This window comes from Deltaproteobacteria bacterium (assembly GCA_016183175.1).
Classification (GTDB): domain Bacteria; phylum UBA10199; class UBA10199; order UBA10199; family SBBF01; genus JACPFC01.
Map to the genome: position 1 here is coordinate 1 of JACPFC010000119.1, position 5662 is coordinate 5662.

At 54.3% G+C, this 5662-nt stretch carries 7 protein-coding genes and 1 riboswitch; all 7 genes read left to right on the plus strand.

From position 1 onward, the window contains the following. On the plus strand, positions 1 to 169 hold a 169-nt coding region (locus HYU99_11310), incomplete at its 5' end, for a Rieske 2Fe-2S domain-containing protein (GenBank protein ID MBI2340932.1). Between the two features lie 60 nt (positions 170 to 229). After that, positions 230 to 384: riboswitch (molybdenum cofactor riboswitch) on the plus strand. After that, positions 375 to 1355: a GTP 3',8-cyclase MoaA gene (gene moaA, locus HYU99_11315; protein MBI2340933.1), complete on the plus strand. Its 981-nt coding sequence runs from the start codon at positions 375 to 377 to the stop codon at positions 1353 to 1355. It overlaps the preceding riboswitch by 10 nt. Before the next feature lies 1 nt (position 1356). Then, positions 1357 to 2262, plus strand: coding sequence for a bifunctional molybdenum cofactor biosynthesis protein MoaC/MoaB (locus HYU99_11320; protein ID MBI2340934.1), 906 nt, complete (start codon positions 1357 to 1359; stop codon positions 2260 to 2262). A gap of 56 nt (positions 2263 to 2318) precedes the next feature. Further along, on the plus strand, positions 2319 to 3116 hold the full coding sequence (locus HYU99_11325) for a sulfite exporter TauE/SafE family protein (protein ID MBI2340935.1): 798 nt from the start codon (positions 2319 to 2321) through the stop codon (positions 3114 to 3116). Beyond that, positions 3113 to 4330: a molybdopterin molybdotransferase MoeA gene (locus HYU99_11330; GenBank protein ID MBI2340936.1), complete on the plus strand. Its 1218-nt coding sequence runs from the start codon at positions 3113 to 3115 to the stop codon at positions 4328 to 4330. Before HYU99_11325 ends, HYU99_11330 begins: the two co-directional genes overlap by 4 nt. A 10-nt stretch (positions 4331 to 4340) precedes the next feature. After that, positions 4341 to 4586, plus strand: a complete 246-nt coding sequence (locus tag HYU99_11335; protein MBI2340937.1) for a MoaD/ThiS family protein — start codon at positions 4341 to 4343, stop codon at positions 4584 to 4586. Positions 4587 to 4640: 54 nt separating this feature from the next. Continuing rightward, positions 4641 to 5662, plus strand: a 1022-nt coding sequence (locus tag HYU99_11340) for a molybdenum cofactor biosynthesis protein MoaE (protein ID MBI2340938.1), incomplete at its 3' end; no start/stop codon positions are given.

Sequence of the window (5662 nt, forward strand, 5' to 3'; positions counted from 1 at the left end):
CCGCAATGGCCCTCTGGCCGAAGGGGTTTGCGATTCCCGCAAGGTCATCTGCCCCTACCATGGACATCAATTCGATCTGGCCACGGGAAACGGGGCAGAGGCGGGCGAAAAAGTAAAAGTCTACGAAATTTTTGAAAAGGACGGGGAAATTGTCCTGAAACGAACATGATGAAGATCAGGTTTGTTTATGACTCCCCGCATGGTGGCAAAACCGGGTTTATTTTACATTGCTTTTGTAATTCCTCGAGCCGGCGTCTCTAACAGGCGATCCTCCTTGGTCAACTGATGAAATGCCGGCCGACGGGCCGGCCCGGAAACGGGCCGGCCTCCCGATTCTCCGCCTGAGGCGGAGATGAATTGGAAAGGGGAATGAGATGACTGTTCTTCATGACTCATACGCCCGTAATCTGACCTATCTTCGTATTTCCCTCACCGATCGGTGCAATTTTCGTTGCGTCTATTGCATGCCTCCCGAGGGAATCAAGCTTCTTCCGCGCGCCGAAGTTTTAACCCTCGAGGAAATAGAACGGCTCGCCCGCATTTTTGTCTCGCTCGGCGTCAACAAAATCCGTCTTACGGGAGGCGAACCTCTTTTGAGAAAAAGAATTGTTTATCTGGTTTCTTCTCTCTCGCGGTTTGATGGACTCCGCGAGCTCGGCCTGACGACTAACGGCTCTTTTCTGGCTGATCTGGCATTTCCCCTCAAAGAGGCGGGCCTCAACACCGTCAATGTCAGCCTCGACAGCCTCAACCGCGAGCGTTTTGCGCGGATTACGTTAAGAGACGAACTTCCGGAGGTGCTCTCGGGCGTGACGCGCGCGCTCGAAGCGGGACTTGCAGTCAAAATCAATGCGGTGGCCTTGAGCGATTTGACCCGCGATGAGGTCGTCCATTTTTGCCGCCTCGCGCAAAATTACCCCCTCGAAGTGCGCTTTCTGGAATTCATGCCCCTTTGCGGCACCGGTTATAAGCCGGAACTGGTCGCCCCTTTCAAGGGCATCAAAAGTTGGGTGTTTGATGAAATGGATCTTGTCCCTCTGCCGCGTGACGAGAACGTCGCCGAAACCTATCAGGTAAAAGACGGCCCCGGACGGATCGGATTCATCGCCTCCATGAGCGAACCGTTTTGCGGCACATGCACCCGTCTGCGCCTGACTTCCACGGGAGGGCTTCGTCTCTGCCTTTTTTCCCCCCTCGAAATTGACCTTCGCACACCGCTCCGGAGCGGAGCCGCCGATGATGAAATTGCCGATCTCATCCGAAAAGGGGTCTGGAAGAAACCCAAGGGGCATGAGGAATATCTGGGGAAAACACAATACAGGGAATTGCCGAAAATCAGAATGCTGGGAGGATAAAATGTTTTTTACCGATGACAAAATCGAAACCTTGAGAATCGCCGTCGCCGAGAGCGTTATCTCCATGAACCCTGAAACACTCAAGCGGGTAAAGGAGAAGACGACGCCCAAAGGCGATGTGCTTGAATTGGCGCGAACCGCCGGCGTTCTGGCCGCCAAAAAAACACCGGAGCTGATCCCCTACTGCCATCCCCTGCCGTTGGACGGCGTGAAGGTCGATTTTGAATTTTTGGAAAATGGCATTCGCGTTAAAGCGCTGGTGAAGACCATCTGGAAAACCGGCGTTGAAATGGAGGCGCTCACCGCCGCCGCCATTGCGGCGCTCACGATCTACGACATGTGCAAACCGATCGACAAAGAGATGGAAATCATCATGACGCGGCTGACTGAAAAAAGCGGCGGCAAATCGGATTTCAAAGAAAAGATCCCCAAAGATCTGCGGGCCGCCGTCATTGTCACCTCGGACGGCACCGCCAAAGGGGTTCGGGAGGACAAATCGGGCAAAATCATCCGCGAGAGGCTTGCGTCGCTGGGAATCGAGAATATCGAATATGTCGTTCTGCCGGATGAAAAGGAGCAGATCAAAAAAGAACTGCTCGCGCTCTCGGAAAAAGGATTTCGCCTCATTGTCACCACCGGCGGCACCGGCCTGGGTCCACGGGACCTGACGGTGGAGGCAACGCGCGAAGTGATTGACCGGGAAGTCACCGGTGTGGCTGAAGCCATGCGGCAGTTTGGACAGAAAAGAACCCCCTACGCCATGCTCTCACGCGGCCTTGTCGGCCTGAAAGGCCCCACGCTGATCATCAATCTCCCCGGTTCATCCCGCGGCACTTTAGAATCGCTCGACGCAATTTTCCCCGCCGTTTTGCACAGCTACAAGATGATGGGGGGAGGAGGACATTGAATGTGCGTAAGTGCGTATGTGCTTACGTGCGTACGTTAAAAACGTAAGAACTTTATATGGAAAGCACGATTTACCTCATGATTCCGCTTTTTTTTCTGACCGCACTGATCTATTCCAGTGTCGGTTTCGGCGGCGGGTCAACCTATCTGGCCCTGTTGGTGCTTTTTGCCTTTCCCTTTGAACAGATCCCGAGGATCGCGCTGATTTGCAATCTCGTGGTCGTATCGGGGGGGCTTTGTCATTATATAAAGAACCGCCAGTTGTCTTTTAAGGCCGTCATCCCTTTTGCCGCGGCGTCGGTGCCTATGGCGTATGTCGGGGGAATGCTTCCCGTCGGCAAGACTCTTTTTCTCATCCTTCTCGGCATTTCGCTTATGTGCGCGGGGTTGCGGCTTCTTTTTGTAAAACGGTTCGATCGTTCGACAGTTCGATCGTTCGATGGTTCTGATCCCAACTATCGCACTGTCGCACTATCGCACCATCGAACCATTACCCTTCCCCTCGGCGCCGCTCTCGGCTTCCTCTCCGGCCTGACCGGACTCGGCGGCGGTATTTTTCTGGCGCCAATTCTCTATTTTCTCCGATGGGGCGACGCCCGGCAGATTGCCGCCATGTCCTGTTTTTTCATCTTTGTTAATTCACTGGCGGGATTGATCGGCCAGTTCAGCAAGAATGTAGGGGCTCAATTTATTGAGCCCGCGGGCTTGATGGTTCCTCTTGTCATTGCCGTCTTTCTCGGAGGACAAATCGGCACCCGTTTGAGTCTCGGAAAATTGGCGCCCGTTCATCTCCAGCGTATCACCGCCATTCTGATCCTCTCCGTGGCGGCCAAAATCTTTTGGGGATTTTTATGATTTCGTTCGAAGAAGCCAAAAAATTGCTGGGGGAACGGCTCCGACAACTCCCCGCCACGGACGGCCAGACGATCCCGCTGTCCGAAGCGCTCGGACGGGTCACCGCCGAACCGATTTTGGCTCCCATTTCAGTTCCACTTTTCGACAACTCGGCCATGGACGGGTTTGCCCTCCGGTCGGCCGACACCATCAATGCATCACCAGATAAGCCTCTCACGCTGACTCTTGCGGGTGAAACAAAGGCGGGCGATCCCCCGATCGATCTCCATTCACCGCAAGCCGCGATTCGCATCATGACCGGCGCCCCGATCCCTCTTCACGCCAACGCGGTGATTAAAAAAGAGGAGACGGCGGAAAATGCCGGCACCATTCAAATCGTGCGAGCGGTGGAGCCGGGAGAAAATATCCGGAAAAAAGGGGAGGATTTTAAAACCGGAGACAAAGCGACGCCGGCCGGCACAAAAATAACGCCGGGAGTGGCCGGACTCTTCGCCTCCCTCGGCATCCACAACGTGGCGGTAAAACCAAGACCGCGCGTGTCGATTATTGCCACGGGCCATGAGCTTGTTTCTTCCATTGAGGCATTGAAGCCCGGAAAAATTCTGGAGTCCAACTCCGTCATGCTGAAAGCCGCCCTTGCCGAAATCGGCATTTCCCCCAATCGAAACGCCGTCATTGAAGACGACCCAACACTCATTCACGGCCGATTGGTTGCGGCCTTGGAAGATTCCGACATCATCATCGTCACCGGCGGCGTTTCGGTCGGCGATTATGACCACACCCGAACGGTTCTCAATGAGCTGGGGGTCATCCAACTTTTCTGGAAGGTGGCGCAAAAGCCGGGCAAACCTCTTTTTGTCGGAACTCTCGGCGAGAAACTTGTCTTTGGCCTTCCGGGAAACCCGTATGCCGTTTTCGTCTGCTTCTATCTTTACATCCGTCCCGCCCTGTTGACGCTCATGGGCGACCCGCGCCCCGAACTCAAACGGGGCCAACTGAAATTATCCCGCAAGTTCCTCAAGAAGGATGCAAGGACCCATTTCTTGAAGGGAAAGACAGTCGAAAAAAACGGTGAGAGTCTTGCGGAGCCGCTGAAAGGCCAGGGCTCTCACCTGCTTGGGGCGATGGCAGAGGCGGATATTCTGATTTGCGTGCCGGCGGATGCGACGGAGATGAAAGAAGGAGACGAGGTTGAAGTCTTCTATCTGCCATAAAGGACAAGCGATGAAAATTACCATCCGCTATTTTGCCCAGTTGAAGGACAGATTCGGAAAAGAATCCGATGTCCTTGAGTTTCAACGTCTGCCGCAGGTGGCCGATATTTTCACGCGATTATTCCCGGAGGAATCTGAACGGGAAAAGATGCAATCGTTTTTGCGCGTGGCCGTAAATGAAGAATACGCGTCAAAGGAGGCATTGCTTCACGAGGGAGACGAGGTGGTTTTTATCCCCCCCGTGGCGGGAGGGTAAAAAAACAGTGCGTGAGTGCGTAAGTGCGTAAGTGCGTAGGTGCGTATGTCACAAATGAGAAACAAAAACCAAATCACAGACAAGCCCATTCCAACTGACGAATTGGAACGAGATTTGAACGACCCTTCCTGCGGAGGCGTCGTCACCTTTGTCGGCAAGGTGCGGAATCATCACGAGGGCAAAAAAGTAACGGGCCTGACCTACGAGGCCTATGCCCCGATGGCGGAGAAGGTTTTCAAGACCATCGGCTCCGAGGCGGTGGAAAAATTCGGCGTAAAAGAAGCGAGAATCGTTCATCGCATCGGCCCTTTGAAAATCGGCGATGTCGCCGTCTGGATCGGCGTCCAGTCGCCCCACCGCGCCGAGGCGTTTGCGGCCTGCCAATATGCCATTGACGAGCTGAAGCAAAGGGCGCCGATATGGAAGAAAGAACATTATATGAATGCAGACAGCGAGTGGGTCAAATGTCATTGTGCGGAAGTTCAAATCCCCCCCAACCCCCCTTTTACACCCCGAAAGGGGCCCCTGTCGGGGAAGGGGGGGGTTACAAATTCTCCCCCTTTGAAAAAGGGGGAAAAAGGGGGATTTAAGATTGCCGTCATCTTGGCCGGTGGGCAAAGCAAACGCTTCGGGAGCGACAAGGTCTGGGCGCCCTTTCAGGGAAAGCCGCTGATTCAAATCTCCATCGATGCGCTTAAAGCCTCCAGCTTTGATGTCATGCTGTCGGGGCCGCGAACAAAACTCAGGACGCTCGGCCTTCCCGTGATCGAGGATGAGATGCCGCTCGAAGGACCGCTGGCCGCCCTTAAGAGCGTCTGGCGCGCCATCGATGCGGACAGGATTTTCGTCATTGCCGTTGACATGCCGTTTATCCAGCCGGCAATCATCGAAAAACTCTGGGAAGAAAGTAGAGATGCCGACGTCACTCTTCTTCAAAAAGACGATGGGCCGTCGCCATTGCCGGGTGTTTATACACGTCGGTGTGTCCCGGAAATCGATTCTTTGATCGAAGAGGGACGCCGTGATCTCCACTCCCTGTGTGAGAAAAACCTGAAAATCAGAACGATTGACCTCCG

Excerpts from the sequence above, each read along its gene's own strand:
- moaA (MBI2340933.1), top strand. The coding sequence starts at position 375 with ATGACTGTTCTTCATGACTCATACGCCCGTAATCTGACCTATCTTCGT.
- HYU99_11320 (MBI2340934.1), top strand. The coding sequence starts at position 1,357 with ATGTTTTTTACCGATGACAAAATCGAAACCTTGAGAATCGCCGTCGCC.
- HYU99_11325 (MBI2340935.1), top strand. The coding sequence starts at position 2,319 with ATGGAAAGCACGATTTACCTCATGATTCCGCTTTTTTTTCTGACCGCA.
- HYU99_11330 (MBI2340936.1), top strand. The coding sequence starts at position 3,113 with ATGATTTCGTTCGAAGAAGCCAAAAAATTGCTGGGGGAACGGCTCCGA.
- HYU99_11335 (MBI2340937.1), top strand. The coding sequence starts at position 4,341 with ATGAAAATTACCATCCGCTATTTTGCCCAGTTGAAGGACAGATTCGGA.